Origin of the sequence: Bradyrhizobium sp. CB1015 (genome assembly GCF_025200925.1) — a bacterium.
Taxonomy (GTDB): domain Bacteria; phylum Pseudomonadota; class Alphaproteobacteria; order Rhizobiales; family Xanthobacteraceae; genus Bradyrhizobium.
Map to the genome: position 1 here is coordinate 6,901,882 of NZ_CP104174.1, position 26,574 is coordinate 6,928,455.

General features: G+C 66.8%; 21 protein-coding genes. 9 read left to right on the plus strand and 12 right to left on the minus strand.

Translation table 11 applies throughout. The features are described 5' to 3' along the window. Nucleotides 1–14: 14 nt before the first annotated feature. From N2604_RS32440 to N2604_RS32450, 3 genes are all read right to left on the minus strand, one after another. Nucleotides 15–1,133: a DUF2336 domain-containing protein gene (locus N2604_RS32440; RefSeq protein WP_260372047.1), complete on the minus strand. Its 1,119-nt coding sequence runs from the start codon at nt 1,131–1,133 to the stop codon at nt 15–17. 384 nt (nt 1,134–1,517) lie between these two features. After that, nucleotides 1,518–5,177 carry an AsmA-like C-terminal region-containing protein gene (locus N2604_RS32445; protein WP_260372048.1) on the minus strand — a complete coding sequence of 1,220 codons (3,660 nt, stop codon included), beginning with the start codon at nt 5,175–5,177 and terminating at the stop codon, nt 1,518–1,520. Between the two features lie 132 nt (nt 5,178–5,309). Then, nucleotides 5,310–6,539, minus strand: a complete 1,230-nt coding sequence (locus N2604_RS32450; RefSeq protein WP_260372049.1) for a cytochrome P450 — start codon at nt 6,537–6,539, stop codon at nt 5,310–5,312. A 128-nt stretch (nt 6,540–6,667) separates the two neighbouring features. On the opposite strand from N2604_RS32450, the gene N2604_RS32455 reads away from it, so the two are divergent. Beyond that, nucleotides 6,668–7,279 carry a TetR/AcrR family transcriptional regulator gene (locus tag N2604_RS32455; RefSeq protein WP_260372050.1) on the plus strand — a complete coding sequence of 204 codons (612 nt, stop codon included), beginning with the start codon at nt 6,668–6,670 and terminating at the stop codon, nt 7,277–7,279. On the opposite strand, the gene N2604_RS32460 is transcribed toward N2604_RS32455, so the two are convergent. The 3 genes from N2604_RS32460 to N2604_RS32470 all read right to left on the minus strand — a co-directional run bounded on the left by N2604_RS32460 (nt 7,276) and on the right by N2604_RS32470 (nt 12,394). After that, nucleotides 7,276–8,247 (minus strand): AraC family transcriptional regulator, encoded by a 972-nt coding sequence (locus tag N2604_RS32460; protein WP_260372051.1) that lies wholly within the window; start codon nt 8,245–8,247, stop codon nt 7,276–7,278. The two genes, N2604_RS32455 and N2604_RS32460, sit on opposite strands and share 4 nt — an antisense overlap. A 336-nt stretch (nt 8,248–8,583) precedes the next feature. Continuing rightward, entirely contained in the window at nt 8,584–9,876 is a 1,293-nt protein-coding gene (locus tag N2604_RS32465) for an MFS transporter (protein ID WP_260376357.1), read from the minus strand. 88 nt (nt 9,877–9,964) lie between these two features. Beyond that, nucleotides 9,965–12,394 (minus strand): EAL domain-containing protein, encoded by a 2,430-nt coding sequence (locus tag N2604_RS32470; protein WP_260372052.1) that lies wholly within the window; start codon nt 12,392–12,394, stop codon nt 9,965–9,967. Nucleotides 12,395–12,683: 289 nt separating this feature from the next. Between N2604_RS32470 and N2604_RS32475 the strand changes: the two genes are divergently transcribed. After that, a complete protein-coding gene (locus tag N2604_RS32475; RefSeq protein WP_260372053.1) occupies nt 12,684–13,844 on the plus strand; it encodes an ABC transporter substrate-binding protein in 1,161 nt (386 codons plus the stop codon). 6 nt (nt 13,845–13,850) lie between these two features. Here the strand turns inward: N2604_RS32475 and N2604_RS32480 are convergent, their stop codons facing one another. Both N2604_RS32480 and N2604_RS32485 read right to left on the minus strand, forming a co-directional pair. Continuing rightward, nucleotides 13,851–14,828: a hydroxyacid dehydrogenase gene (locus tag N2604_RS32480; protein WP_260372054.1), complete on the minus strand. Its 978-nt coding sequence runs from the start codon at nt 14,826–14,828 to the stop codon at nt 13,851–13,853. 211 nt (nt 14,829–15,039) lie between these two features. Next, nucleotides 15,040–15,483, minus strand: a complete 444-nt coding sequence (locus tag N2604_RS32485; RefSeq protein WP_197961555.1) for a DoxX family protein — start codon at nt 15,481–15,483, stop codon at nt 15,040–15,042. A 97-nt stretch (nt 15,484–15,580) separates the two neighbouring features. On the opposite strand from N2604_RS32485, the gene N2604_RS32490 reads away from it, so the two are divergent. Then, nucleotides 15,581–16,501 carry a LysR family transcriptional regulator gene (locus N2604_RS32490; RefSeq protein ID WP_260376358.1) on the plus strand — a complete coding sequence of 307 codons (921 nt, stop codon included), beginning with the start codon at nt 15,581–15,583 and terminating at the stop codon, nt 16,499–16,501. A 147-nt stretch (nt 16,502–16,648) separates the two neighbouring features. Further along, a complete protein-coding gene (locus N2604_RS32495; RefSeq protein ID WP_260372055.1) occupies nt 16,649–18,127 on the plus strand; it encodes a caspase family protein in 1,479 nt (492 codons plus the stop codon). Between the two features lie 51 nt (nt 18,128–18,178). On the opposite strand, the gene N2604_RS32500 is transcribed toward N2604_RS32495, so the two are convergent. The 3 genes from N2604_RS32500 to N2604_RS32510 all read right to left on the minus strand — a co-directional run bounded on the left by N2604_RS32500 (nt 18,179) and on the right by N2604_RS32510 (nt 21,408). Further along, nucleotides 18,179–18,544: a hypothetical protein gene (locus N2604_RS32500; protein WP_260372056.1), complete on the minus strand. Its 366-nt coding sequence runs from the start codon at nt 18,542–18,544 to the stop codon at nt 18,179–18,181. A 34-nt stretch (nt 18,545–18,578) separates the two neighbouring features. Next, entirely contained in the window at nt 18,579–19,883 is a 1,305-nt protein-coding gene (locus N2604_RS32505) for a Spy/CpxP family protein refolding chaperone (protein WP_260372057.1), read from the minus strand. Between the two features lie 100 nt (nt 19,884–19,983). Beyond that, nucleotides 19,984–21,408 (minus strand): FAD-binding oxidoreductase, encoded by a 1,425-nt coding sequence (locus tag N2604_RS32510; protein ID WP_260372058.1) that lies wholly within the window; start codon nt 21,406–21,408, stop codon nt 19,984–19,986. An 85-nt stretch (nt 21,409–21,493) separates the two neighbouring features. Here N2604_RS32510 and N2604_RS32515 point away from each other — a divergent pair, with 85 nt between their 5' ends. Beyond that, on the plus strand, nt 21,494–22,000 hold the full coding sequence (locus N2604_RS32515) for a thioesterase family protein (protein ID WP_260372059.1): 507 nt from the start codon (nt 21,494–21,496) through the stop codon (nt 21,998–22,000). Between the two features lie 58 nt (nt 22,001–22,058). Here the strand turns inward: N2604_RS32515 and N2604_RS32520 are convergent, their stop codons facing one another. Then, nucleotides 22,059–22,232: a DUF1328 domain-containing protein gene (locus N2604_RS32520; RefSeq protein WP_036006471.1), complete on the minus strand. Its 174-nt coding sequence runs from the start codon at nt 22,230–22,232 to the stop codon at nt 22,059–22,061. A 236-nt stretch (nt 22,233–22,468) separates the two neighbouring features. On the opposite strand from N2604_RS32520, the gene N2604_RS32525 reads away from it, so the two are divergent. From N2604_RS32525 to N2604_RS32540, 4 genes are all read left to right on the plus strand, one after another. Continuing rightward, entirely contained in the window at nt 22,469–25,033 is a 2,565-nt protein-coding gene (locus N2604_RS32525) for an ATP-dependent helicase (RefSeq protein WP_260372060.1), read from the plus strand. Nucleotides 25,034–25,041: 8 nt separating this feature from the next. Beyond that, nucleotides 25,042–25,329, plus strand: a complete 288-nt coding sequence (locus N2604_RS32530) for a type II toxin-antitoxin system HicB family antitoxin (RefSeq protein ID WP_260372061.1) — start codon at nt 25,042–25,044, stop codon at nt 25,327–25,329. Nucleotides 25,330–25,417: 88 nt separating this feature from the next. Continuing rightward, nucleotides 25,418–25,834 (plus strand): hypothetical protein, encoded by a 417-nt coding sequence (locus N2604_RS32535; RefSeq protein ID WP_260372062.1) that lies wholly within the window; start codon nt 25,418–25,420, stop codon nt 25,832–25,834. Beyond that, complete coding sequence (locus tag N2604_RS32540) at nt 25,834–26,502, plus strand: OmpA family protein (RefSeq protein WP_260372063.1); 669 nt, start codon at nt 25,834–25,836, stop codon at nt 26,500–26,502. The genes N2604_RS32535 and N2604_RS32540 overlap by 1 nt, the downstream gene beginning before the upstream one ends. Nucleotides 26,503–26,574 lie beyond the last annotated feature (72 nt).

Here is a 26,574-nt window from a genome sequence, read left to right on the forward strand (position 1 = left end):
ATACTCCCCTGTCCTCAGTGTACCTGGAGCTCGGGCTGACGGCCCGCATCGGCACCCGCGCTGTTCTTGCGCGACTGGTAGAACTTCAAGATGCTGCGCGAGGTTTCGATCTTGAGCCGGCCGTACTCGCGTTCGTTGTCATGGAGCTCGCGTGCCGTGATCAGATGATCCTTGGCGCCGAGGAACAGCAGCGACATCGTCGTGTCCCAGGAGAAGTCGAGGGCCTTGCACAGCACCAGGATCATCTCGCGGTTACGGTCCATCAACGCGCGCTCGATCACGTCGACCGGCAGCGCCGACAGCAGCGACAGGCCGATCTGCACCTCGTCGAAGCGGTGTTGGCGGGCATAGTTCGAGATCGAATCCTGGTTGAGATTGCCCTGACGGTACTGCGTCGTGACCACGCGCTTGGCGACGAAATAGCTGCGCGAGGACGGGCCGAACTTGGACTGGAGATCGCCCGTGACCTCGGTCACCGAGCTCTGGATCTGCGCCATCATCTCGGGCCGCTCGGTCTCGAGGCGACGGCGGACGTCTTCGGAGGCCTTCGCGATCAGCTGCTGGAAGATGTGGCGCGGCACGTCCTTGCGCAGGCCGAGCTGCTCGGCAAGGATCGAATCGCCCTCGGCGCGGCGGACCATGTGCAAGAGGCCCGAGCCGGAGAAACGCGCACCCTCGTTCTTGGCGACCGAGGTCACGACCTCCTGGTTGCCGCGCTTGACCAGCACGTCGGTCACGGCTTCGCCGATCGACTGCCGCTGCGAGATCGCCAGCAGATGAGCCTGGCCCTTGGTCATGGCGCTCTCGATCAGCATCTTCTCGTCGATACGGTTGGAATCGCGCAGCACGGGACCGGCAACCGCGATCTCGTCGTCGAGGGCGAGCTTTTCGATGACGTTGAGCGGGGCGTGATCGCAGGCCGACATCACTTCGGAGAGCTGCGCGCGCGCAGCCACCTCGATCTCATCGGCGAGCCGGCCGATCACCTCGCCGAACGTGCTGATCTCGTCGTCGCTGTAGCGGCCGGTGATCAGGATGTCGGTCGCATGCCACAATGCGCGCACCCGGCTTTCGTCGGTGCCGCGCGCGATCGCGTCGTCCAGATCCTGTAGAAGCGATTTCGCCCCGTTCATCTCGATAACCCCAGTTCTTGGCAGCCCTTTGGCGAGCCGTCCCGCCGCTCGCGGCGCGACGCCGAATTCCTCTGGGAACCAACGCTAGAGATGAAACGCGAGAATTCAGTAAAATCGGCAAATCAGTTTTGCCGACGAAAATTCGTTCAAATGCGAGGGAATCCGTTAAGAGGCGGGGAAGATGCTGCGCGGGAGGTGCGCTCCCTCTCCCGCTTGCGGGAGAGAGTTGGGGAGAGGGTGCTTCCGCGATGGGAATCCCCTAGAGGAGAAAGCCCTCACCCGGCGCGCGGGACGATGCTTCGCATCGCCCGGAAGCGCCGACCTCTCCCGCAAGCGGGAGAGGTGAGCGAGCCCGCCGCTCGGTCCGGGCAAACCAAGAGCGCGCTATGGATTCTGCGGCGTCAGCACCAGCGGCGGCTTCGGCCTGGGCTTGGGAGGCGGCGGGCCCGGGGCTGGCTTCACGTCGATCGGCGGGGGGAGCGGTGCGAGTTGCTGGCTTGCAAGCGGCGGACTCGGCGCGGCGGGCGCGGCCTGCGGAGCCTTCGGGGTCGGCGCCACCTTGGGCTTTGCCGGCATGCGGCGCGGATCCTGGCCCGGCAACGGCACATTGGCCGGCGCCTGCTCGGGCGCGCCATCGGGAGACACCAACGTCGGCAGCGCAGCGGTGGCCGGCGGCGGCTCGCCGCGCTCGATGGCGTCGAGCCGCCGCGTCTCGCGATCGATCGTGCGCACCGCAAGCCATGACGACAGCGGCGCGACGTCGATGGTACGGCTCAGCCTGTCGGGCGGGCCTGCCGCGAACAGCTGGATCTCCGGCGGGGCGCCGGAGAGCCCGGTCATGATCGGCGTCAGACTGGCGCGGATGTCGGCCTGGTCCGCGGGAATGTCGTAGCCGCCGGAGACAATGGCGCGGGCATTCTTCGCTTCCAGCGGCGTTGCCCCGACCCGCAGGCGGCCGTCGCGGATCGTGAACGGAATCTGCGCCGAGGGCACCGCGATGCGCCCCGCCGCCAGCGCGGGCTCGACGAGCTGCCGCAGCCGGTGGTCGTCATTGACCTGGCCGCCGTCGCTGGCGCGGATGGCGATCTCGAACGCACGCGGATTGAGGCCGGCGATCTCGGCGGATTCCAGCGTCACCGTGCCGTTGCCGGCGAGCGCACCGGTGAGGGCCGCGACGCTGCGGCCCTGGCTGGTCAGCGCCATCTGCACCGAGGCGCGCCCCTTGGGCAGCGCGAGGTCGCGATAGCGCAGCGCCGACGCATCGACGTTGCTGAGCTCGATGCGCGCGTTCAACGCAAGACCACCCGCGCCATTGCGCGCGTCGAGGCTTGCGGACATTTCGCCGCCGCCGACGCCGCCCTTGAGCGCATCGAACGCGAGCGACTGGCCGTCACTCCGGATCACGCCGCCAATGGGGCGCAGCTCGATGCCGCCCGGCAACGTTCCGCGCAAGGTCTGGAAGGCGATGCGGCCGCGCCAGCCGCCGACTAGTCCGGCGCCGAGCGGCTCGCCGGACTCATGACCGGCCGCGCCGACCGCGATTGCGAGCGCCGGCACCAGATCGAGCGAATCGAGCCCGACCTCGCCATCGACGGTCTTGTCCTGATCGAGCGTCACCGAAACATGGCCGCGCAGATGCGAGCCCGCGGCATTGCCGTCGAGATCGCCGAGGGTCAGGCGATTGCCGGAGAGCGTGAGGCGGGAGGACAGGCTGACATTCTGCGCCGACTTGTCGGCCGGGCTGGTCCCGAGCAGCGGCGCCAGATTGGCGTTGCGCACGCGCAGGTTCACGCTCGCCTTGGGTTCGGACGATTTGGGTTCGGGCGATTTGGGCTCGGACGCTTTGGGCTCCGACAATTCGACGCTGCCTTGCGCGTCCGCTTCGAGCCCCCCGCCGCTGAGCTTTGCGTTCAATTGCAAGGGACGGCGCCAGGTCCCGCTCAACCGGCCTTCGAATTGCGAGGCGCCCTCGCCCGCGGCCACGATGCGATCGAGCCCGAACAGCGCCAACAGGGCGCCGGCCTGCGGCGCCGCCACTTTTGCGTCCAGCGTGAAGTCGCTGTTGCGCAGGCGTTCGAGGTCGATGCCGCCGATGGCGGCCGCCGGCGTCTGCGCGGCCAGGGTCGCCGTGGTCTTGAGCTGCGGTGCGTCGAGGTCGAGCACGACACGGGCATTGCTGCGATCGGCCTGCTCGGCGTTCTTGTCGAGACTGAGCTCGAGCTTGAGACGGGTCGCGCCGGGCAAAGACGGGAGCGCATCAAGGCGCGCGCGCAGCGCGGGCGCAAACGGCTCGACCAGCGCGGTGAGCTCGTGCAGCGAATTGGCCGAGGATTTCAGCGCGAGCTTGCCGGTGGTTTTGGTGCGGTCGAAGCTGCCGCTCGCCTCCGTGGTCACATCGCCGGCCTGGCCGAAGCGCAGCTGCTCCAGCGACAGCGATGCGGGGCTGTAGGCGAGCCTGGCAGCGAACGGCCGCAGCTCCTGGCCGGCGGAGATGGCGCGGCCGATATCGAGCGAGAGCTTTGCCTCCTCCGGCCATTCGCCCTGCGGCCCCGCCAGCGCGCGCACGAAGCTCGCGGCGGCATCGAGGTCGAGCCGGTCGGCCCTGAGGTCCGCGTCGATCCGCGAGCCCTTGCTGGCGCCTGTTTGCACGAAGGCGATGCGGCCTTCGACCGCGCCGCCATCGATGTCGGCCTTCAGCCTGTCGATGGCGAGATGATTGGCGGCGATGGTGACGTCGCCGGCGAGACGCAGCGGCCGCGTGCTGCGGCGGTTGATCTCGCTGCGGCCCTGCAGCCAGGCCACCAGCGTGTCGGGATCCGACGACTCGACGCTGAGCCGGCCGCTGAAACTGTCGGCGCCGGGAGCCGCGCCATTGAGCGAGAGTTGCGTCATGCCGGGCGCGCGCAGCTCGAGGCGCCGGAACGTCCAGGATCGGCCGTCGGTCGCAAGCTCGGTCGCGATGTTCTGGAGCGGACGGCCACCGAGCATGATCTGATCGGCATTGAACTCGATCTGCGCCGGGATCGGCACCTGCGGGATCGCCGCCAGCCCTGCGCGCATTGCCGGCAGGACGCGCTGTGGATCGGCATCGTCCTTGGCGGTCAACCTGTCGGCATCGACCTGCCGCGCCGACAATACCGCGCGCAACAAGGGCGAAGCGCCAAACCTGATATCGCCGACGCCGCCGAGCTTCAGGGCGGTGTCCTCCGGGCCGAAGCTCGCGTCGATCTGCTCGAATTTCGCGCCGGCCGGATCGGCCTTGAGCCTGGTCGCGAGCTTCCAGGGTGTCGGCCCCGCCTCGCCCGCCTTCCTGGCCGCGGGCACGGCAAGCGTCAGCGCCCCCTCGAATTTCGGCTGGCGATTGTCGAAGGCGAGCACGCCTTCGAGATCGGCGAGGATGGCGCGCTCGCCGGGATCGATGTTCAGGTGGAGACGGGTTGCGGTGCCGTCGGCGCTGGGGCCGGAGGAGACGCGGAACGGGTAGCGCACTCCGCGCGCGGTGAAACTACCGTCGCCCCGCACCGAGCCAGCGAGCGAGCGCACGTCGCCGGAGAAGGCGATGTCGTTCAATTCCAGCGTCGAGCGGCTGGCGGCGTCGTGAAGTGCGATGCGGCCGGTGAGGTTCAGCCGCTCGATGGCGAGGGACGCCAGGTTGAAGGTGCCGCTCGCGGTCGACGGCAGATCGACCCGCCCGCGCGCGTCCAGGCCAAGATCGACCGCCATGCCGCTGACCGAAAGCTCGGTGGCGCGCCATTCGCCGCGCATCAGGGAGCCGAGGCTGAACTCGACGTCGAGTTTGTCGGCGCGCAGGCGGCCGAGATCGTTGTTGCCGCCGAAGGTGACGGCGCGCAGCCGCAGGGTCGGCGCCGGCAACAGCCGCGCGTCGAGCTCGCCCGCCACCCGCACCGGCACGCCAATGATCTTGCCGGCCTCCGCCTCGAACTGGGGCCTGAACTGGTTCCAGTCGATGTAGTAAGGCCCGATCAGCGCGGCCAGCAGCGCAATGATGAAGGCAATCGCCAATCCGAGCAGCGTCGTCTGCACGGGTCTCCCCTCGGCCAAACCGGCCCGGGCCGAAGCTGAGGGCCTCAGGCGCGCCGGAACAGCCCTTATATAGGGGGAAGTGTGGCGAAGTCACAGCGACTGTTGCGCGCGGAGGTTAACGCTGAGCGCCCCTCACCAGCTCGCCGGCAGCCGCTTCAGCCCGCGCAGCACGAAGGTCGGCCGCCATTCCGGGGTCTCGACGTCGTCGATGCGCAAATCCGGCAGCCGCCGGAGCAGCGTGGCGATGGCGATCTCGGCCTCGATGCGCGCCAATTGGGCTCCCAGGCAGAAATGGATGCCGCCGCCGAACGACAGCGGCTTGACGTTCGCCCGGGTGACGTCCAGCCGGTCGGGCCGATCAGGGTAGACCGCGCCATCGCGGTTGGCCGAGCCGAGCAGGCAGAGCACGGTCTCGCCCTTGGGGATCTTCACGCCGCCGAGGTCCTCGATATCCTCCAGCGTGACGCGCCCGGTCATCTGCACCGAGGAATCATAGCGCAGGAACTCCTCGATCGCGTTCGTCATCAGCTCGGGTCGCGCCTTCAGGAGCGCAAGCTGATCGGGGTTGCGGTGGAGCGCGAGCAGGCCGTTGCCGATCAGGTTGACCGTGGTCTCGTGGCCGGCGCCGAACAGCAGGATGATGTTGGCGGTCAGCTCCTCGTTGGTGAGCTTGTTGCCGTCCTCCTCGGCCTGCACCAGCTGGGTGATGAGGTCGTCGCCGGGATTACGGCGGCGCAGCTCGAACAGCTGCTGGAAATACATCTGCGCCATCAGGTTGCCGGCATTGCCTTGGCTGATCTCTTCTGGAGACAAGGGCACGGGGTCGAGCAGCCGCCCGCCGTCGCGCGAGCTCTTGTAGAACACCTCGCGATGCTCTTCGGGGATGCCGAGCATGTCGCAGATGATGGTGACGGGCAGGCGGAAGGCGAAGTCCTCGATCAGGTCCATGTGGCCGCGCTCGATCACGGCATCGATCGCCTGGTCGACGATCTCCTGGATCCGCGGCCGCATGTCCTCGACGCGGCGGGCGGTGAAGGCCTTCACGACGAGGCCGCGCAGGCGGGTGTGGTCCGGCGGATCGGCTTGCAGCATCCAGTAGCTCATGCTGCGAAACACCGGCTCCTTCATGATCTCGGGTCCGTAGCGGCGCGTGGTGCGCTCGACGAAATCCTTGCCGAAGCGCTTGTCACGCAGCACGAGACTGACCTCGGCGTGGCGGCTGGCGACGTACTGGCCGAACGGCGTCACGTGGATCGGATCGACCGTGCGCAGCCGTTCATAGTGCGGATAGGGATCGCGGATGAAATCCGGCGAGAGCGGGTTGAACAGCGGTCCGCCAGCGGGTTGCACTTGCTCGTTCATGGTGACCTCGGATCGTTGCCGATGACACGAATACGCAAGGCTGCCCCATCGCCCGGCGTAACCATCCCCGAAACTTATCAACTCGATACATTGTTGTATCGAGTTGCAGCTTGCCCTATTCTGCGGCTATGTCAAGGCTGAGAACGAGACCGACCAGGGACGACACGCGCGAGGCGCTGTTCGAGGCCGCCGCGCGCGTATTCGAGGAGGACGGCATCGGCGGCGCCAGCATCGAGGCGATCGCGGCGGCGGCGGGCTTCACCCGCGGCGCGTTCTATTCGAACTTTGCGAGCAAGGACGAATTGATCATCGCCATGCTCGAGGACCATGTCGAGCAGTCGATCCGGCGCAACATGGACATCCTGGCGCAGCACGACAATCTCGACGATTTCATCGCGGCGCTGAAGACGATGGATCGCAGCCGGCAGGATCCGCTCGGCCGCTCGCCCCTGCTCCACATGGAGATGATCCTGTTCGTGGCGCGCGCCGAGAAACGCCGCCCGGAGCTTGCCAAACGCCTGCGCGCGCGGCGCAAGCTGGTCGCCGACATCGTCGAGGCGACGCTGAAGAGCAACGGACGCGACCACAATCTGGACCCGCCCTGGATGGCCGCAATCGTGCTCGCGCTGGAGGACGGCTTTCGCCTGCACCGGCTGATCGATCCCGAGACGACGCCGGCCGACAGTTTCCTGCGCGCGATCACGGATCTCCGGCGCAGGACGGGATTGGCCTCGGCCTAGCGGATGCTTGCAACGATCGGCGCGGCCGCGCCGATGTCCCCGGTCTGGGCATCGAGAGCGATTGCCGGTCGTTCACGACGCCACGTTCCCGGGCTGATGCCGACGATCGAAGAGAACACGCGGGTGAAGTGGCTCTGATTGGCGAAGCCGGCCGATACCGCGATCTCCGCCAGCGACAGGTCGCGCACCGTCATCAATTGCTTGGCCGTGTCCACGCGCTGGCGCAGCAGCCATTGGTGCGGCGGCAGGCCGGTGGAGACGCGAAAGGCGCGCGAAAAATGGCTGACGGAGAGATCGAACTCGGCGGCAATCTTCTCCAGCGAAAGCTTGCCGCGGAGATCGGACTCCAGCCTCTCACAAGCCCGCTTCACCTGCCACGGAGCAAGGCCGCCGCGCACCGGCTCGGCGCGCTGCAACCCGCCATAGGTCGTCACGACATGTGCGGTGAGCGCGAGCATCATGTGATCGACGAAGAGCTGGTTGGCTTCGTCAGGCTGCCGCAACGCCGCCAGGAGCGATGCGCCGAGATGGCGGATCGTCGGATCGTCATGTCCGATGCCGGGCTGATAGGCGAGCTCACCGATCAGCTGCGCGCCGCTTTGCCTCGCCACGTCGTCCAACGCCGAACGGGGCAGATGGAAGAACAGAGAATGGAAGGGCTTGTCGATCACGTAACGCGGATCGCGCTTCAGGTCGTACAGATAAGTGGCGCCGGCACGGATATCGCTCTTGATCACGCATCGCCCGCGCTCCCAGCACTCGCAATCGGCGAAATCGCGGAGCTTGACGCTGACGAGATAGGCGTCCTCCGCAAGCAACGATTCGGAAAGCCGCGTCACGGGATGGTCGTCCCGGGTTTCGGTGACCGCGAGCTCGGCGCTGCGCAGCGAACGCGTGACCAACGTCGGCGGCGCTTCCCTCAAATGCAGGAATCGTTCGAGCTTCTGCGCGAGGGCGCCGTGTGCCATGGGATCAATCTCGGATGTGAGGAGACTGGGAGCTGAGCGCCGCCGCCAGATCACGCCCAATTATCCGACATTGGCGAGCGACGGTCCAGACTGGCACATGGCGATGGCGGCCGTGCGACTCCCCGCTGCCTTTGTCGTTGCAAGACGATTTCACAAGAGATCTCAACGGATTCCAATGGCGCTAGCGCGCTGTCGTTCAATGTTTGCCGGCTTGCCGGCGTCCCGTCGCGCGCTTGTGACAACGCGCGCAGGCCGGCGAGGGCATCACGACAGCCGGCAACGCTCAGTCGGTCACCTGATCGGCGCCGATCAGAAAGCGCTCGGGGATGACGAGGTTCAACGCCCGGGCCGTTGCTTGTGCAGCCGGCCGGCGACCGCCCGCACCTTTCCCGGCGCTGCGCGCCAGATCGCGAGCGCCGACAGCCCGCTCACGACCATTGCGACGGCGAAAGCCAGCGTGTAGTCGCCGGCGCGATCATAGAGCAAGCCGGTCACCCACGGTCCGGCCGCACCGCCCGCCAGCGCCGCCAGCATGATCGTGCCGAAGATGCTGCCCTGGTGCCTGCCCTGGAAGATCTCGAACACCACCGCGCCCATGATCGAGGTGAGGCCGTAGCCGAGCGCGCCTTGCGTGAACACCATCAGATAAACCAGCCAGAGCGAGGCTTGATATCTCAGCGCGATCAGCGCGGCGAAGCAGACGACGAAACCCGCACAGCTGATCGCCCACACCCACTCCCGGCCAATGCGATCGGAGACGTGCCCGAGCGCGATCTGGCCGGGAATGCCGAGCAGGCTGACCATGCCGAGTGCCCACACCGCAACGCCGGGGCTGAAGCCGACGTCGAGCAGGAATTTGGTCTGGTGCACCTGCACCGCGTACCAGATGTACAGGCCGCAGAAATAGCCGAGCGCGATCCACCAGAACCGCGCGGTCGCGACGGCACGCTGCAGCGTCCAGTCGGTGTTGACCCAGACGGGATCGACCACGTTGGAGACCGGCCTCGCCGTGCCTGCGGCCGGGGCGGCATCGCCGTCCGGCTGGAGGCCGATGTCCTCGGGGCGCTTGTGCAGCAGCAGATTGATCGGCGCCAGCGCGATCAGGACGAGCAGGCCCATCGCGGTGCAGGCGGTGCGCCAGCCGGTCTGCTCGATCATGTGCTGCACCCATGGCAGCAGCGTCACCGAGCCGATACCGACGCCGGCGAAGGCTATACCGATGGCGAAGCCGCGCTTGCGGATGAACCAGTTCGGCAGGAACAGCGATTGGCCGGAATAGCCGAGACAGACGCTGCCGGCGCCGACCATGACGCCGATGGTGACATAGAGATGCCACGGCGCGCTGGTCAGCGGCGCCAGCAGCAGGCCGCCGCCCATCAGCACGACCCCAAGCTCCATCACCGCGCGCGGGCCGGCGCGATCCATCAGGCGGCCGATCAGCGGGCTGACCACGCCGGACACGACGAAGCCGAAGGAGAAGGCGCCCGCGGTGACGCCGCGCTCCCAGCCGAACTCGGCGATGATGGGCGGAAAGAACAGCGAAAAGGCGGTGCGCGCGTTGACGCCGATCGCCATGGTGACGAAGGTCACGGCGACGACGACCCAGCCGTAGAAGAACGGAAGCCGCATGTTATGTGCTTGTTTCATCCCTAGACGGTTCTTCGGACCATCCGGGGATGCCCGGGTCAAGCGCTTTTCGCGCATGCCTCAGGCGCGCTCAGGCGGCGTCGAGCCGTGAGGATTTGACCGGCGCGTCGAACAGGATCCGCTCGATCGGATGCGGCCGACCGAACAGATAGCCTTGCGCAAAATTGACGCCGAGCGCCTTCAGCCGGTCGAACTCCTCGCGCGTCTCGACGCCTTCGGCGGTGACCGACATGTCCAGTCCGCGCGCCAGCGTCACGATCGAGGAGATGATGGCGGAAGAGCGCGGCTGCTGGGTCAGGTTGCGAATGAAAGACTTGTCGATCTTGATCTTGTCGAACGGGAACGCGGTCAGGTAGCTGAGCGAGGAATAGCCGGTGCCGAAATCGTCGAGCGCGAGCTCGACGCCGAGCTGCTTCAGCCGCTCCATGAAGGCGTGGTTCTCGCTGCCGCGCTCCAGCAGCACGGATTCCGTGATCTCGATCTCGAGCCGCGGCGGCGGCAGGCCGGAATCGGCGAGCGCCGCGCAGATCATTTCGAACAGCTCGGCTTCCTTGAACTGGATCGGCGACAGGTTGACGGCGACCATGAGATCGGCGGGCCAGCCGGCCGCGTCCGCACAGGCGCGCCGCAGCACGAATTCGCCGAGCGGCACGATCAGCCCGGTCTCCTCCGCAAGCGCAATGAATTGGTCCGGCGGGATCAGGCCGCGCGTCGGATGCCGCCAGCGCACCAGCGCCTCGAAGCCGCGTCGTTCGCCGCTGAGGGCATCGACGAACGGCTGGTAGTGTACCTCCAGCTGGCAGCGCGCGATGGCGTCGCGCAGATCTCCTTCCAGCGTGTTGCGAGCCTCCAGCTCGGCCGACATCGCCTCATCATAGATCGTGAAGCAGTTGCGGCCGGCCGATTTCGAACGGTAGAGCGCCAGATCCGCTTTCTTCAGGAGCTGCTCCTGATCGCTGCCATGATCCGGCGCGATCGCGATGCCGATGCTGGTGCCGATTTCAACGCGGTGGCCGGGCAGCGAGAACGGCTCGCTCACGAGCTTGGCGATCCGCGCCGCCAGCTCGGTCGAGCAGGCGCGCTGGTCTTCGCCGGCCTCCTGGATGACGGCAAATTCGTCACCGCCTAGCCGCGCCAGCACGTCGTTGGCGCGCACTGCGGATTTCAGCCGCTGCGCCACCTGGCGCAGCAGCGCATCGCCGGCCGCGTGGCCGAGGGAATCGTTGACGTTCTTGAAGCGGTCGAGATCGAGCATCAGGATCGCGAAGGGCTGGCCCCTCGCGCTCAACTGTCTGTTCATCGCGTCGAGCCGGGTGAGGAAGAAGGCGCGGTTCGGCAATCCGGTGAGGATGTCGGTCTGGGCAAGCTCGAGCACCCGCCGGTTCGCCAGCGACAGCCGCCGCGAATTGCGGCTGGCGAGCATCAGATAGGTCGACAGCGACAGCGTCAGCAGCATGCCGACGACGAGGACCGCAACCGCGCGGTCGTAAGTCGTCGCCAGCGGACCGCCGGCGGTCGGAACCGCCCGTACCTGCCAATCGGTATCGCCGATCTTGAGACTGCCCGACCAGTGCAGGGTCCGCGCGATGTCCCGCATCGACCGCAGCGCGCTGGGGGACGATGCATAATCCGGCAGCATCTGCTCCAGGCTGACGATCTGCGCCATGAAGGGCGGGAAGACCGTCATGCTGACCGCGGGGCTGGCTCCGGTGGTCACGCGAATGGACTGGATCAGCAGCGGCAGGTCGAAGATGCCGACCATGTAGCCGGCGAGATTGCGGCGCCGGTCTGCAATCTCCTCGCGCGAAGTGCCCTTGGCGTAGACGGGAATGGCAACGAGAACATAGGACAGCCGGTCGTCCTCCTTCGGCCCGAACAGGCGCGTGCGCATGGCTGCGATGCGGTCGTTGTCACGCGCACGCTCCAGCAGCGACCGGCGCTCCGGAACGGTCGTGTAATCCATGCCGTAGACCGGCGAGGTCTTCGGCTGAGTCGAGTAGAACACCGGAATATATTCGTCGCTCTGCGGCGCGGTGACGAAGGTCTCGCCCTGAAGCGACTTGATGTGATAGCCCGACACGCCGTCCCGGATCGCCGCGGTCTCGTATTCCGCGCGCTCCTTGCGGTTGACGCGCGGCAACCACGCGATGCGCAGGATGCCGGCGTGACGCTCGAACAGGCGGGCGCTGAAGTTCTCGAATTCGCTGCGGGTGACCTCTTCGTTGGTCGATTCGAACAGCGTGCGCAGCGCGAGAAGCCTCGATATGTACTCGTTCATGCCGTTCTGCATGACGATCGCCTGGGTCTCGGCGGCGTTCTCGAACTCGATCCTGTTGACGCGATCTTCCCACCGCGCCACGGCGGCGGCGCCCATGATCGAGAACAGCAGGCCGACGCCGACCGCGACGAGCGCAGGACGATAGAGCCCGAGCAGCGGCGCGGCACGCCACCATCCGCCTCTACGTCTCCGATCCTGATCGTTCTGATCGCGACCGCCCATGTTGTAGCCGCCGTCCCCTCTCCGCGACGAACCGAACCTCTGGTTGAGGTGCCGGCGCCGCTATCGGAACAAGACTGCGGTTAAGAACTGCACAATTTTGCAAAGCGGTCGTTTCGCAATGCGGAAATTAGTTAACGAACTGCGCGAACGATCCCGGCGTTCTGGACATAAGTTGCCGACTTTACCCGGTGTACTACGGCCTCTCTGCGTCGTGCCGCTTAGCGAGCTATTCAGGCTCGCGAGGTTACGTTGCGCAAGGTTTCTTCCAACGATCCGGCAAAGCCTCCCGATGCACCGATCAGCGAGATCCGTCGTCCTGACCATCGCGCTTCTGGCCGCGACCACACTGGCGGCGAGGGGCAACGAGGCCGGCGTCAGCGCGGGTGCGATCCTGTTCGGCCAGGCCGCGGCGCTGGAGGGCCCCTCCTCCGCGTTGGGACAGCGCATGCGGCAAGGCATCGTCGCCGCGTTCACCGAGATCAACGCCAAGGGCGGCGTCCACGGCCGCAAGCTCGAGCTCATCAGCCGCGACGACGGCTACGACCCCGACCGTTCGGTGGCGCAGACGCTGCAGCTGATCGACGACGACAAGGTGTTCGCGCTGATCGGCGCGGTGGGCACGCCGACCGCGAAGGCGACGATACCGATCACCAGCGCCAGAAACGTACCCTTCATCGGCCCGTTCACCGGCGCCGAGTTCCTGCGCGACCTCGAGCTTCCGAACGTCGTCAACATCCGCGCGAGCTACGGCGCGGAGGCGGAGGCCTGGATCAAGCATCTCACCGAGGATCGCCAGTTCACCCGCATCGGCATCTTCTACCAGGACGATTCCTTCGGCCGCGACGGGCTTGTCGGCGTGAAGCGTGCGCTCGCCAAACGCGGTCTCGAGCTTGCCGCCGAAGGCACTTTCGAGCGCAACACCCGCGCGGTCGTCCAGGCCTGGCGCATGATCAAGCGCACCGACCCCGAAGCCATCGTCATGGTCGGCACCTATGGACCGTGCGCGGAGTTCATCAAGCTTGCCCGCCGCAGCGGCGCCCGTCCAACCTTCGTCAACATCTCCTTCGTCGGCGCCAATGCGCTCGCCGCGGAACTCGGCCCGGAGGGCGAAGGGGTCATCGTCTCGCAGGTGGTGCCGTTTCCCTGGGATCGCTCACTCAAGCTCGTCGCCGACTACCAGGCGGCGATGAAGGCGTTCGATCCGGCGCTGACACCGGACTTCGTGTCGCTGGAAGGTTATTTGTCCGGCCGCCTCGCGGCCGCGGCGCTGGACCAGGCCGGCCCCGATCCGACCCGCGCGAGCCTTTTGCGCGCCATCAACGATACCGGCCGCTTCGACATCAGCGGCAGCATCGTCACCGTCGGCACACGCATGCTCGACACGCCGCCGAAGGTGTTCCTGACGGTGATCCAGAAGGACGGGACGTTCAAGGCGGTGGACCGGCTTTGAGACCCTTCACGGCCGCCGCGTCCAGCGGTCGGCGTTGACGGCGCCTTGCGGGATTTTTCCCCTCACGATGGCCTCGACCTGTCGCACGGTCTCCAGCGACTGGTATTCGATGGCCTGCGGCGTCAGGCCGCCGACATGCGGCGTGGCGACGACGTTCGGCAGCTTGGCAAGCTCGGGCGTCGGCATCTGGTCGGGCGCGCGGCCGACATCCATGGCGGCGCCGGCGATGCGGCCCTCACGCAGCGCGCGTGCCAGCGCGGTCTCGTCGACCAGATTGCCGCGCGAGAGATTGATGAAGACGGCATGCTTCTGCATGCGCGCCAGCGCCGCCTCCCCGATCAGGTTCTCGGTCTGCTCGTTGGCGATGGCGAGGCAGACGACAAAGTCCGATACGGCGAGGAGCTCGTCGAGACCGACCTGCCGGATCGCGGCATCGCTGACGGTGACGAAGGGATCGGAGACCAGCACCTCCATGCGCAGCACCTTTGCGATCTCGGCGAGGTAGCGCCCGATGCTGCCGTAGCCGATGATGCCGATCCGGCTGCCGGCGAGCTGGCGGCCCATCCGCGCCTCAGCCTTGCGGCCGGCCTGATAGTCCGCCGTGGTCCGAGATACGCCGCGGGAGAGATCGACCATGAAGCCGAGCGCAAGCTCAGCCACGGCCTGCACGAAGCCGGGCCCGGCGCGGGTCACCAGCACGCCGGCTAGCGAGGCCGCATCCACGCTGACGTTGCGCATGTCGACGGCGCAGCGGACGAACGCCCGCAGACGCGGCAATTGCGCGAAAATCTCGCCGCGGCCCTCCGTCATGCGATCGGCAACGATGATGTCGACATCCTTCGCGGCACGCACGAGGCCGGCGGCGTCCAGAGTCTCGTCGCTCTCGTGCAGGATCACCTCGGCGGCAGCGCGGAGGCCGTTCAGGCTGCGATCGCCGTAATAGTTACGTCGCATCTCCGGGGTGTGCGCGAGCAGGACCTTCACGACAAGCCTCCTTCAATAGCCGAATGCCCGCGGCAGCGCGGTCGAGAGCCATAGCACGAAGGCGATGACGAGCAGGCAGAGGAACAGGAGGCCAAGATAGCCCATGATCGGCTTCGAACGCATATCGATTGGATTGCACAAAGCAGACGACGAGCGAAAGCCGCGGGATCGTGATCCCACGGCTCGCAACATTTGAGCGAATGCAGTGATGTCAGCGCGAATGCGCGCCGCTGAGCTGGCCGCCTGCCGCGGCGACATCACGCGAGGGACGCAGCGCATAGGCGCCGTCGCCGAGCAGGGCCTGCGCGGCGAGCGCGATCGCCCAGAAGGCGGGGAATTCCCAGCCCCCCTTCGGATTGGTGAAGAAGAAACCGGCCGCGCCGTGCACCGAGAAGATCGCGCCGAGCAGGATCGGAATGCCCGCGAGCGCCGCATAGCGGGTCCAGACGCCGAGGATCAGAGCGACGCCGCTGAGCACTTCCACGGTCATGATGAGATAGGCGAGCTCGGGCGGGAAACCGAGGCTGCCGAAGAACTTTGCGGTGCCGGCCGGGGTGAATACGAACAGCTTCAGGCTGGCATGGGCGAGGAATAGCGCGCCCAGGGTCACGCGCAGCACCAGCGCGGCGTAAGGGGCGGTACGGGAATCGATCATGGCGGGTCTCCTTTGCGGCGCAACATGATATATTCTCAAATCGATGATAATATGCTATTTTTGAAATATACTTCACACTAGCAGAGTGAGATTGGCTTTGCTCGACCGCCTGACCAGCTTGGAGGTTTTCGCGAGGGTTGCCGCGGCCGGCAGCCTCTCCGGTGCGGCCCGGGCCATGGGCCTGTCGCAAACTATGGTGACCAAGCATGTCGCCTCGCTGGAGGCGCGGCTCGGCACAAAACTGTTCCACCGCACGACCCGACGGCTCTCCATCACCGAGGCTGGACGAAGCTATCTGGAATCCGCCGAACGCATCCTCGCCGACATGGAGGCTGCCGATGCCGCCATCGCGCGCGAACGCATCGAGCCGCGCGGGCTGCTGCGCGTCAATGTCCCCGTCGTGTTCGGCACGAGGCAGATTGCGCCTGCGATCGCGGAATTTTCGGCAGCCCATCCCGAGGTCACCATCGAGCTCGGCCTCAACGATCGCCTCGTCGACCTCGCCGAGGAAGGCTGGGACCTTGCGATCCGGATCGGCAGCCTGCGCGACTCCAGCATGGTAGCGCGGAAGCTCGCACCGAACCGCCTCGTGGTCTGTGCCGCACCTTCCTATCTTGCCAGGCACGGCACCCCGCGCAGCGTCGCCGAGCTCGCCGGACATAATTGCCTCGGCTACACGCTCTCGCAGCAAGCGAGCGCGGCGGAATGGCTGTTCGGTGCCGAGGGCGAGATCCGCGTCCAGGTCAGCGGCACCTTGCGGGCCAACAATGGCGATGCGTTGCGCGCGGCGACGCTGGCCGGCCTTGGCCTTGCGCGGCAGCCCACCTTCATCATCGCCGACGATCTTCGCTCGGGCGCGCTCGTCGCGCTCCGGCTCGACCAGCCGGAGATCCAGACGTCGGCGGTGCATGCGGTCTACCTGCCCGACCGCCGCCCACCGGCCAAGGTGCGCGCCTTCATCGACTTTCTCGCCGCGCGCTTTGCGCCTGTGACGCCATGGGACCGCGGACTGCCGTGACGGGGCACGGGCGGACGCGCGCAAGCTCGGGCAGAGCCACTGCCCGATTTTGTCGCACGCCCAACGTGAGCCAGCGCACAGACAGTGTCATGGCACAGACCTAGAAAAAGTGACATCATCGTGCGCATTGCCGTTGGAGGTGACATCATGCGCCGTCCAGTCTTTTCGAATTTGCTTCTTGCATCCGGTCTTCTCGCACTCACCCAGTTGATGACGCCGACGGACGCGGCCGCCGAAGCGCGGCTTGCGCTGGTGATCGGCCAATCGGCCTATCGCACCGTGCCGGAGCTGCCCAACGCCGCCAACGACGCCAAAGGTATGACGGAGCTGCTCGGCAGTGCCGGCTTCACCGTCACCACGGCGGCCAATCTGGCGCAGACCGAGATGCGCGCGGCGATCTCGGACTTCGCCGGCAAGGTCAGTGCCAGCGGCGCCGACACCGTCGCGCTGGTGTTCTATGCCGGCCACGGTCTGCAGATCGACGGCGAGAACTATCTGGTGCCTGTCGATCTCGACCCCAAGCGCGAGGCCGACATCCCGCTGCAGGGCGTGCGGCTGAACGACCTGCTCAACACGCTCGGCGCGCTCCCGACGCGGGCCCGCATCTTCATGCTCGATGCCTGCCGCAACAATCCGTTCCCCGCGCTCAGCGGCGCCGGCCACGGCCTTGCGATCGTCGACACCAAGGCCGGCGCGCCCGGCTCCTTCATCTCCTATTCGACCTCGCCCGGCGCCGAGGCCGAGGACGGCAACGGCATCGACAGCCCCTACACCACGGCTGCGCTGACCATTGCCAAGCAGCCGAACCTGCCGATCGAGGAAGTGTTCAAGCGCATCCGCGTCGCCGTGGCGCAATCGACCGACGGGCGGCAGATCCCCTGGGAAAGCTCCTCGCTGACCACCGACTTCAAGTTCTTCGGCGAGAGCAGCGGCAGCACGCCCGCTCTTCCCGGCGCATCCGCCATGGCGCTCGCCAGCGGCACGCGCAGCGTCGACGACTGGCGCAAGACGTTGCAGGGCAAGCCGGCCATGGTGGCCTATGAGCTCGTGATCACCGAGGACACGGTGGAGGCGTATCAGGCCTATATCGAGCTGTACGCCCAGGACACCCGCACCCCGCGCGTTCGTACGGTGCTGGAGCGGCGTCGCCAGATGCTGGCGTGGGAGCGTGCCACCGCCATCAACTCCCGCGCCTCGTTCGAAGCTTATCTGGCGAACTGGGACAACAGCGATCTCGCTGCAACCGCCCGCCGGCTGCTGCTGCGCGTGCAGAACCGCAACTACGCCGTGCCCGTGGCCGCCGCCGCGACGCCCGTCGCGGTCGCGATGGCGCCGACCTGCCCGTGCTCGACGCCCGCGACCCCGGCAACGCCGGTCAACCCCTCGGTCCCGCCCGTGATCAAGAAGCGCGTCGACGAGACCCCGCCGAAGCGCAAGGTGGTCGAGACGCCGCCCAAGCGACGGCCGTCCGAGCAAGTGGTCTACGAGCGCGCGCCGCCGCCGGATCGCGGCCCGCCGCCGGAGGCTGTGATGCAAGGCATCGGCATCGGCGTAGGGATCGGCCTCGGCATGGGAATGGGCGGCCGCGGCGGAGACCATAATGGCGGCGGGTACCGCAGATACTGAGCCGGTCCGGCACCAGCAGCATTCGGCTCGCGCCAATCGCGCGAGCCGAACTTATTGCGACAGCACCGGGTAGTCCCGGAGCACGGCTTCTCGAATCCAGCCTGCCTGGATCGCGCGCGACAAGATCTGCGCCGTCTTGATGTCCTCGGCCTTCATGCAGAGATCCACGATGCGGCGCACGGCGTCGTCGCGCATCAGATCGTCGGAGATCTTCATCGCGATCTCCATCGCGGCGCGGGCCGCGCGTTCATAGCGCTCGCGCGTGCTGTTCTGCGCTGAAGCTGCGGCAGCCTCGGCGATCGCCCGCGCAGCCTGACAGATGTTGCGAATCCGGTCGGCTGCTTCGATATCGCCGATCGGCCCCCCGATTGGCTCGTCCCAGACGTCTGCCGGCTCTCGCCTCGCGAACCACTTCATTGCCCCACCAATGGTCTTCGATTGCTCGTGGCGTTCAGGACATGCGGCGCGGGCCGATCGCCTCGAACTGCGCCTTCTGCTCGTCGTTGAGCGTGGCGTAGAAATCATCGAGCGCCGCCCGCACCGACTTGATCCCCTCCAGCATCACGTCGAGGCGCTTGCGGATCGCGGCCATGCGTGCCGGCGGCGTCATCACCTCATTGGGCTCGCAGGCCGCCTTGAGCGATGCGCTGACTTTGGCGCTGGTGTCCTGCAGCACCTGGAGCGCCGCGCGCTGGGTGTCGTTGGGACGAAGTCTGTCCTCGATCGTGGCACCAGGCCAATCGAACGCGGCAGACGCGCTGCAAGTCTGCACCGACGATCCGCCCGCATTGTTCGATGCGGTGGCACGACGCTGATCGTCGGCGAGCGCATTGAAGCGCGCCTTCTGCTCGTCGTTGAGCGAACCATAGAATGTCTCGAGCGCGGGCTGGACCAGCTCGACGGCCTTCTGCATCGCCTCGACCCGCTGCTGCATGGCGGCGAGCCGGCCGGGCGCCGTCGCTGCGGCCTGCGTCGGACAGGATGTGCGGATCAGCGCCGCCGCGTCGATCGAGGCGTTGCCGAGCGCATCGAGGGCGGCGCCTTGCGCATCGGTCGGCTGCACCGCGGCTGCGATCTGATCGATCGGCAGGCCGACGATGGCGCGGCGATCGCTGCCGCAGAGCTGATCGAGCGGTGCGCTGCGCGCCCGCCGCCGTCCATGCGGCTGCTGCGGCAGATAGGCCGACAGGCGATCATAACCGTAGGGGCCGAAAATGCCGGCATAGATGTCCGGATAGCCGTAGCCCCAGAAGCCGAGCCCGTCGCCCCAGATCGTGTAATCGTAGAGGTCGTTATAGGCGAACGGCCAGAACAGCGGCCCGACCCAGCCATAGCCGCCACCCGGATGTTGCCACCATCCGCTGCTTGCGCCGCTCCAGCCGGCGAGTGCCGCCGCCGCGGCGATCTGCGCGCGGGCCGCGGGATTGCTGACCAGCCGGCCGTTGCGGAATGCGCTGGCGTTCCAGGCGTTGCGGAAGTTCGTCGGCCGTATCGCGGCATTGCGGATCTGACCGAAGCTCGGGCCGCCACGTCGGGCACCGGTTGTGAACCGCATCCCGCGATGATGCCCGCCGCCATGCGCGTGCCCGCCGCCGTGCCCACGGAAATGGCCGCCGCCGTGATGGCCATGCCCGCCTCCATGGCCATGGCCGTGGCCGCCTCCATGGCCACCGCCATGGCCGCCCTTCGCCAGCGCCGCACCCGCCAGCATGCAGGCAAAGGCCATTGCGGCAATTCCAACGATCGGTCGCACCATCGCACTCTCCCCGCGCACAGCCCTGCCATTGCGGCATCGGAACTTGGCGGGAATTGGAACCGGCAACATTGCCGAAAGTTCCCGGACCTAGCCCCGGGCCTTATGCCTCCGGCACGATCTTGCCTGGATTGAAGATGTTGAGCGGATCGAGCGCCTTCTTCAGCGTCCGCATCGCATCGAGCGCCTCGGGGCCGAGCTCCGCCTTGAGATATTTCTGCTTGCCCTGGCCGATGCCGTGCTCGCCGGTGCAGGTGCCGTCCATCGCCTGCGCGCGTTCGACCAGGCGATGCATGAACTCCTCGCCGCGCGCCATCTCCTCGGCATCGTTGGTGTCGCACACCAGCGAGCAGTGGAAATTGCCGTCACCGACATGGCCGACGATCGGCGACAGCAAATTGAGCCGCTTGAGATCCTCCTCGGTCTCGCTAACGCAGTCGGCGAGCCGCGAGATCGGCACGCAGACGTCGGTCGCGACCACGCCGATGCTGTCGCCGGGCCGCAGCGCCTTCACCGACCAATAGGCATCGTGCCGCGCCTGCCACAGCTTGGTGCGATCCTCCGGCTTGGTGGTCCAGGAGAAATCGCCGCCGCCGCAGTCCTTTGCGATCTCGCCGAAGGCCTTGGACTGCTCGGCGACCTCGATCTCGCTGCCGTGAAATTCCAGCAAAAGCAGCGGCGTCTCCGGCAGCGTCAGCTTGGAATAGGCGTTGCAGGCCTTCACCTGCGCGGCATTGAGCAGCTCGATACGCGCCACGGGAATGCCGGTCTGGATCGCCAGGATCACAGCCTGACAGGCGCCGTGCACGGTCTCGAACGACACCGCGCCGGCCGCGATCGTCTCGGGAATGCCGCGCAGGCGAATGGTCAATTCCGAGATGATGCCGAGCGTGCCTTCGGCGCCGACGAACAGATGCGTCAGGTCGTAGCCCGCCGAGGATTTCTTGGCGCGCGTTCCCGTGGTGATGATCTCGCCGTCGCCGCGCACCACCTTCAGCGCCAGCACGCTGTCGCGCATGGTGCCGTAGCGCACCGCATTGGTGCCGGAGGCACGGGTCGAGGCCATACCGCCGAGCGAAGCATCCGCGCCGGGATCGATCGGGAAGAACAGGCCCTGGTCGCGCAGATGCTCGTTCAGCGCCTTGCGGGTGACGCCGGGCTGGATCACGCAGTCGAGGTCCTCGGCATGCACCGCGAGCACCTTGTTCATGTCGCGCAGGTCGATCGAGATGCCGCCGGCGGGCGCGTTGACCTGGCCCTCGAGCGAGGTGCCGGTGCCGAAGGGAATGACCGGCACGCGATGCTTGGCGCAGATCCGGACCGCGTCCTGGATGTCGGCGGTCTCCTGCGCCATCACCACGCCGTCCGGCGGCTGGTTGGGGATCCAGGTGGTGGTATGGCCGTGCTGCTCGCGCACGGCGTGCGAGGTGATGAGGCGGTTGCCGAAGCGTGCGGCAAGCTGCTCCAGCGCGCTCGCGAGGGCTTTCGGCTCCGGCCGCGGCGGATTATTGGTGATGGTCGTACCCACGGAATTCCTCCCGAAAGAAGAACCGTGGCAAAGGACATAAAACTGGTCAAGTCAAGCGACCGGACGCATAGCCTGGGAAGGACACATGCCGGAGACCGCCGCCTCAACGCCCAATGCCGCGCCGTTCCGCGCCTCGATCATGCAGGTCGAGCCGCAATGGATCGACTATAACGGCCATCTCAACATGGCCTATTACAACGTGATGTTCGACCGGGCGATCGACGAGTTCTGGCTCGAGCTCGGGATTGGCCCGGTCTACAAGAAGGAGCGCCACGGCTCGACCTTCACCGCCGAATGCCACGTGCGCTATTTGCGCGAGATCCATCTCGGCGATCCCGTGCAGATCTTGGTCTGGCTGCTGGACGCCGACGACAAGCGGCTGCATACGTTCGAGGAGATGCGGCACGCATCAGAGGGCTGGCTGTCGGCGACCTCCGAGAACATGTCGCTGCACATGGACATGAAGGCGCGGCGCGTCGCGCCGTTTCCGCCTGACATCCAGCAGCGCATTGCTGGCGTCGCCAAGTCCCACAGCGCCTTGACGCGACCCGAGGGCATCGGCCGCAGCGTGGCGATGCCCTCGAAGCGTTAGCAGCTCAGGCAACGCTGCCAGTTCACCTCTCCCCGGCGGGAGAGGTAACCTAGGCGCGCTATATCCTGTTGCGGCCGCGGGCGAGGCCGACGACGGCCGACACCAGGAACAGAACGACTGCGATGAAGAAAATGATCTTGGCGATCTCGATCGAAGCGCCGGCGACGCCGCCGAAGCCCAGGATGCCGGCGATCAGTGCGATAACCAGAAACGTCACAACCCAGCCTAGCATGGTCAAACCCTCGTCTTGATATTGTCTGCGATCGACGCGGCTGGCCGCGCCACCTGTCCTGACAATCTCGACGCCGGAACGATGGTTCCGGCCCTGGCGGGAGCGAAATTCGCTGGCTCAGCTGGAACAAATCGGCCTGCCGCGCACGTGGAAAACCCCGCCCGGCGCCCCATATAGGCACCAATCCCTGTTAAGAAGGCTCCCTTCCACCACCCCGCGGTGCCATCGTGGGGCCGATGATTCGCATGACCGAGCCGAGCAAGATCACAGCCGTACCCGACCACCAGCCCGCAGCCGGCGGCATCGCCGCGCGTGCGCGCGCCTCGGTGGGCCCGAAATACCTCGCCGGGCTCAATCCGGAGCAGCGCGAGGCGGTGGAGACGCTGGACGGCCCGGTCCTGGTGCTGGCCGGCGCCGGCACCGGCAAGACGCGCGTCCTGACCACGCGCATCGCCCATATCCTGAGCCAGGGTCGCGCCCGCCCGGCCGAGATCCTGTCGGTGACCTTCACCAACAAGGCCGCGCGCGAGATGAAGCACCGGCTCGGCCAGATGCTGGGCCACGCCGTGGAGGGCATGCCGTGGCTCGGCACCTTCCACTCCATCGGCGGCCGCATCCTGCGCATCCATGCCGAGCTGGCGCAGCTCAAGTCGAACTTCACCGTGCTCGACGTCGACGACCAGGTCCGGCTGCTCAAGCAGCTGCTCCAGGCCGAGAACATCGACGAGAAACGCTGGCCGGCGCGGATGCTGGCCGGCCTGATCGACGGCTGGAAGAACCGCGGCCTGAGCCCAGCGCAGGTGCCGTCGGGCGAGGCCGCGATGTTCGCCAACGGCAAGGGCGGCAAGCTCTATGCGAGCTATCAGGAGCGGCTGAAGATCCTGAACGCGGCCGATTTCGGCGATCTCCTCTTGGAGAACATCCGCATCTTCCGCGAGCACCCGGATATTCTCAGGCAGTACCAACAGCGCTTCAAGTTCATCCTGGTCGACGAGTACCAGGATACGAACGTCGCGCAATATCTGTGGCTGCGGCTCTTGTCGCAGGCGCCTTCTTTCACCTCTCCCCGCTTGCGGGGAGAGGTCGCATCGCGCAGCGATGCGGGTGAGGGGGACTCTCCGCAGACCGAGCTCGTGGAGACAGCCCCTCACCCCGACCCTCTCCCCGCAAGCGGGGCGAGGGAGAAGACCAAAAACATCTGCTGCGTCGGTGACGACGACCAGTCGATCTATGGCTGGCGCGGCGCCGAGGTCGACAACATCCTGCGCTTCGAGCACGATTTCCCGGGCGCCAAGGTCATTCGCCTCGAGCGCAACTACCGCTCGACGGGTCACATCCTCGCCGCCGCCTCGCATCTGATCGCGCACAATGAAGGCCGGCTCGGCAAGACGCTGCGCACCGAGGACCAGGACGGCGAGAAGGTCACCGTCACGGGCTCGTGGGATTCGGAAGAGGAAGCCCGCGGCATCGGCGAGGAGATCGAGCAGCTGCAGCGCCAGGGCGAGAAGCTCAACGAGATCGCCATTCTGGTGCGCGCCTCCTACCAGATGCGCGAGTTCGAAGACCGTTTCGTCACGCTCGGCCTGCCCTACCGCGTCATCGGCGGCCCGCGCTTCTACGAGCGCGCCGAGATCCGCGACGCGCTGGCCTATTTGCGCGTCATCAATTCGCCGGCCGACGATCTCGCCTTCGAGCGTATCGTCAATACGCCCAAGCGCGGGCTTGGCGACGCCACCGTGCAGATGCTGCACGACCACGCCCGCAAGCGCCGCATTCCACTGTTCGAGGCGGCGCGCGCCGTGGTCGAGACCGACGAGCTGAAGCCGAAGGCGCGCGGCTCGCTTCGCGATCTCATCGCGCAGTTCGACCGCTGGCGTGCCCAGCGCGAGGTCACCGCGCACACCGATCTCGCCCAGATCGTGCTCGACGAGAGCGGCTATACCGAGATGTGGCAGAAGGACCGCTCGGCGGATGCCGCGGGCCGGCTGGAGAACCTGAAAGAGCTCGTGCGCTCGATGGAGGAGTTCGAGAACCTGCAAGGGTTCCTGGAGCACATCTCGCTGGTGATGGACCGCGAGGGTGGCGCCGAGGACGACGCGGTGTCGCTGATGACGCTGCATTCGGCCAAGGGCCTCGAATTCGACAACGTCTTCCTGCCGGGCTGGGAGGAAGGCCTGTTCCCGAGCCAGCGCACCCTGGACGAACAGGGCCGCGCCGGGTTGGAAGAAGAGCGCCGGCTCGGCCATGTCGGCCTGACCCGCGCCCGCCGCCGCGCAAAGATCTATTTCGCGACCAATCGCCGGATCCATGGCACTTGGTCGACCACGATCCCGTCGCGCTTTCTCGACGAGTTACCGGCGGCCAATGTCGAGATCACGGAATCCAAGGGCGGCTCTGGATGGGGCGGCAGCGGCGGCTACGGCGCCTCGCGCTTCGACGACATGGAGGCGTTCGGCTCCAGCTATTCGACCCCGGGCTGGCAGCGCGCGCAGGCGAACCGGAATCGCGGCGGCGGCCGCAACGGCGGCTTCGAGGAAGAGGCCGCAACGTTCTCGTCCTCCGCGTCATCGGGCCCCGATTTCGGCAGCTTCTCCTCGCGCCGCCGCGGACCCCTGACCATCGAGGGCGAGCTGGTCGCCAAATCCACCGGCACGACGTCCGAATTCTCGCTGGACGACCGGGTCTTCCACCAGAAGTTCGGCTATGGCCGCGTCACCAAGATCGACGGCAACAAGCTCACCATCGCCTTCGACAAGGCCGGCGAGAAGAAGGTCGTGGACAGCTTCGTGCAGCGGGCGTGAGGCCCGATATGGCTCACTACATCGCCATCATTGAAGACGCCGACCCGGATGAGGCAGTCGGCGTCTGGTTTCCGGACCTGCCCGGCTGCATCTCCGGCGGCGACGATGTCGACGAAGCCATCGAGAATGCACCCGAAGCGCTGGCGCTCTATGCGCAGGAGCTGATCGCGGACGGTCGCCAGCTGCCGCCGCCCCGGACGCTGGACGAACTCAAGGCCGATCCGGAGTTTGCCGATGACCTCAGGAACCACACGGCCGTCCTGATCGACTGGCCGCCCCTCGCCGAGGCCGACTGAGGACTGTTCGCCGCACTGGCGCAACTCTCGACAGTTCTCGCCCGAACGCCCCTTGACCACCGCGAACTTCCCCGTATCAGATAAACCCATGGTCCGGGGCTCCATCACATTGATCGTGCTTGCATTGGGGATGCCGTCGCTTGCGGCGGCGGAGACCATGAGCTTTGGCGACTCGATCGGGAAGCTTGCGGCGAGCTGCGGCGCGGAAATCGTCGCCAATTGCCGCGGCGTCAACCCGGACTCGACCCGGCTGAAGGAATGCCTGTCGCGCAACCGCGATGCGCTCACGCCGCAATGCGCGAGCGACTATCTCGGCGTGTTCGACGCCATCCAGAAGCGCGTCGCCGCGCGCGTCACGGTGGCGAATGCCTGCCAGCGCGAGATCGTCAAGATCTGCGGCGGCTCGACCAAGGAGACCAGCAAGTCGGTCCCCTGCCTGGTCTCGACCCCCAAGGGCATCAGCAACAACTGCCTGAAGGCGGTCGACGACGCGGGGTATCGCTGATGCGCGCGACGGGGCTCGCCATCGCACGAACAGGCATCGCGCTGGGCTTCGTCCTGCTCGCGGGCACCGCCGGCGCGCAGACGGGGGCGCCGACCCGCGACGACATCGTTGGCAAGCTGAACCATTTCGAAGAGGCCGCCGAGGTCGATCTGCCCGCGCTGAAGCAGCAGGTGATGGAGCGCGCCAAGACCAGGATCAAGAACGATCCGGGTCCGGTGAACCGGCCGCTGATCGCGCCGGAGCTTGCCAAGCTGCCGGCCTTCAATGCGCAGATCCAGTTCGACGCCGATACGCCGATCATCCAGCCGGCGTCCTACCAGACCGTCGGCCGCATTGCGGACGCGCTGGTTCATTCTTCGCTGCTGCCCTACACCTTCCTGATCGTCGGCCATGTCGAATCCAATTCGAAGACGCGCGAGGCCAATGCGATCCTAAGCCAGCGCCGGGCCGATGCGATCCGCGACGTGCTGGTCAACACCTTCAAGATCTCGACCAAGCGGCTGCATCCGATCGGCCTCGGCGAGGAGCAGTTTCTCGACCGGGCCAAGCCGACCTCGGCCGTCAACGGCCAGTTGCAGATCCTGACCTATGCCAAGCTGCCGGAGGAGGCGCCGCGTCCGGCTGCGGCCCCTGCGCCTGCGGCGAAAAAGCCCGCCAAGAAACGCTGAGCGAAAGCGGCTCCGCGGCTGACGGAACCCTTTGAAGTGCGGGATGTTTTGCAGCCTGTCCCGGGCGCGCGT